Genomic DNA, 2,544 nt, shown 5'->3' with positions numbered 1-2,544 from the left:
GTCAGTAAAACAAGTAACCACCGATGTCCGTCGGGACAGGTACCGACGAAATACTTCCAACATTTTTGGCTATCCCTTGTGCTACATTCATGGGCATTTGACTGGCAAAATCTGCAATGGTCGTTCCAGCTTTTTGGCCATCTGAGGTTAGGTCGTTTAACGTAGCGGTAGCACTGCTTAAAGATATATTTCCACTCAGCGCGGATGGAATGGCATTTTCTGCGCCAAGAATACCTGTTGACAATAACGAGTCTGCTTTGGTTATGGCAGCGTTTGATTCACCACTTGCATATCCGATCCCCTCACTGGTAAGCGTGGAAGCGGCACTTATCGCTTGAGAAACTGCATGATTCATTTCAGCGCCCACGGTACTCACCGTCTGGATAGAGGGTGTAGAACTACTAGCACTGCTGCTATCCAAGCCAAGAGCAGACAGAACGCCGGATAATAAACCTCCAAGTAAACCCATAATTATACCCTCACTTTGGGTGTAATGGGCATGTCGCAAAATCCCATTATTTATGAAATGACTGCTTATGATGACTTGGTCATTCTGGTTAGACTTTTATCGAACAATGCGGGTGCGACTTTACGAAATGCCCTGTTAAAATGGTGCGACAAAAAATGCCGCACCACAATCTCATCTACTTAGGACCAATAGATGGCGCTAGAGAAGGCCACCTAACAGTCCAGTCGAAGAAGAACCAACTACTGTCGCGTTACCCAATACGTCACTTAAACCGGTAGCCGTAAGAGTGGATGCGCCTAGTGATTTGGCAATGGAAGCAGTTGCTGCAGGTACACTGGTAGCCATATTGGCCATTGCGTCACCCACACCGGTACCTACGCCTGTCAGCATTCCGCTAATTCCACCGCCCACGCCTTTGGCTAGCGGTCCTTCTACATCAGAAGCATAAGTGGATCCGAGGCTGGAACCCAATGACTTCTCCACAGAAGCCAGGGTGGACGAGGAATCCGACAGGAAGCTTTTGCTCATGTCTTCTGCACCAGTCGCGGCTTCACTCAGTGTGCCCTGTGCGGCTGTCGTAATATCATTGGTCAGATCACCTGCCAACGTAGCTGAATCTTTTGTAACCGACTTATCGAGGCTACTGGTTGCAGCAACACCATCATTCATCAGTGTACTGACGTCACTGGTGGTAAGACCGCTGCTGCCTCCCAAAAGACCACCAACCAAACCTGTAACTGTATCCAATACACCGCCTAATAAAGCAGCCATAATTTACTCCTTTTTAAGTACTGGGATGAAATGAAAGTTTATTTTACCCGGAGAGCGACTAGCCAGCCGGGCACCAAAAAGTTAGCAAACTATGTGCCAATGTTACCGTATAGGTAATAACTCGTTTGGTCCGAGTCTTCTTGCGGAAAAAGCATCATGTTTTTCAACTTGTTAATTTATTTATAAGATTTTTCTGTCATTTCTTTGACGTTCACTGATCAAGAAGAATTTCTTTTGGTCCAGCCAGGTTTTTTACATTCTTTGAATCGTTTCATAACAACATGTGTTACATAGCTCGCTCAAGAATGAAATACTGAAGTTTCACCGACTTTCATGAGGGATAGGTCGCCGCATGTGTTAACGGACAATAGAGTATCATCCTGAACAAGTTTCATCCTGAAGCATGTAGGGGATGTAAGCCCAAACCGCCGAAATTTCCGCCTACAGCGTAACCCAATGAAAATCCTACTGTATGATCTTGGCGTTCATTAAGACGCAATCAGGGTGTGAGTGCCAAATAGATGTAAACACATATACAATGCAGACTTGTCTTACGGTAGAAAACACCTTAAGGCGATACAGACGGAAATTTCGGCGGTTTGGGCTTACATCCCCAATAAGGACTTGCCTGTCTCGCTGAGATCAATCTGCTGGATACGACCATGGTAATGATGCGGATGGCGCACAATGGCTCCGGCGCGTTCCAGATTGGCGACAATGGTGCTGACTGTTTGCGGAGTGGCTGAGAACAAATTTACCGTGGTAGGATCTGTGATCCAATGGATGCACTGTATACAAGACATAAGGATAGCTGATTTATCAGCCAAACAACTATGGAGCTGAATGAATGGATTTTCAAAATCAAGTAGAGCCAGAGGATTGTTCCGGGATGGATGATATTCGCCGAGAGATAGACCACATTGATCGCGCAATTATTGCGATGCTCGGGAAACGGTTCAAATATGTTGTCGAGGCATCAAAGTTCAAAACATCCGAAATATCGGTTCGTTCACCAGAACGCTTTAAGGCCATGCTGGAGCTGCGCCGTGAATGGGCACAATTGGAAGGCCTGAATCCGGATGCAATCGCAAGGCTATACAGTGATTTGGTGAGCCACTTTATCGAAGAGGAGATGAAACGATGGAAGATTCATCAACGGACGATATAGCAAATTGCCACTGTGACCGAGTTTGATGATCTACGGGCTGAGTACAGCGGTGTTGGGGTGGTGAGAGTTTGTTTACTGGCTATCCCGGTGAGGGGCTTAAGCGCATGTCACTGACGCATCGACCCGTTGACAAGAA

General features: G+C 46.5%; 4 protein-coding genes. 1 reads left to right on the top strand and 3 read right to left on the bottom strand.

Annotated features, from left to right (window positions below; all coding sequences use genetic code 11):
- Position 1: 1 nt before the first annotated feature.
- The 3 genes from AC2VLY_RS09310 to AC2VLY_RS09300 form a co-directional block, all read right to left on the bottom strand.
- Positions 2 to 469, bottom strand: coding sequence for a hypothetical protein (locus AC2VLY_RS09310; protein ID WP_486892991.1), 468 nt, complete (start codon positions 467 to 469; stop codon positions 2 to 4).
- Positions 470 to 667: 198 nt separating this feature from the next.
- Positions 668 to 1,240, bottom strand: coding sequence for a hypothetical protein (locus AC2VLY_RS09305; protein ID WP_486922152.1), 573 nt, complete (start codon positions 1,238 to 1,240; stop codon positions 668 to 670).
- A 605-nt stretch (positions 1,241 to 1,845) separates the two neighbouring features.
- Positions 1,846 to 1,992 (bottom strand): hypothetical protein, encoded by a 147-nt coding sequence (locus AC2VLY_RS09300; RefSeq protein ID WP_486922151.1) that lies wholly within the window; start codon positions 1,990 to 1,992, stop codon positions 1,846 to 1,848.
- A 95-nt stretch (positions 1,993 to 2,087) separates the two neighbouring features.
- Here AC2VLY_RS09300 and AC2VLY_RS09295 point away from each other — a divergent pair, with 95 nt between their 5' ends.
- The gene (locus AC2VLY_RS09295; RefSeq protein WP_486922150.1) at positions 2,088 to 2,408 is read left to right on the top strand and encodes an isochorismate lyase; all 321 of its coding nucleotides are present in this window, start codon (positions 2,088 to 2,090) and stop codon (positions 2,406 to 2,408) included.
- Positions 2,409 to 2,544: the final 136 nt, after the last annotated feature.

Source organism: Acidithiobacillus sp. TH-A36 (assembly GCF_057473445.1).
The sequence above is the reverse complement of the archived record's forward strand: the minus strand, read 5'-3'. Positions and strand labels throughout refer to the sequence as shown.

What these genes read in the sequence shown, in the direction of transcription:
- AC2VLY_RS09310 (WP_486892991.1), bottom strand. Translation starts at nt 469, where the DNA reads ATGGGTTTACTTGGAGGTTTATTATCCGGCGTTCTGTCTGCTCTTGGC.
- AC2VLY_RS09305 (WP_486922152.1), bottom strand. Translation starts at nt 1,240, where the DNA reads ATGGCTGCTTTATTAGGCGGTGTATTGGATACAGTTACAGGTTTGGTT.
- AC2VLY_RS09295 (WP_486922150.1), top strand. Translation starts at nt 2,088, where the DNA reads ATGGATTTTCAAAATCAAGTAGAGCCAGAGGATTGTTCCGGGATGGAT.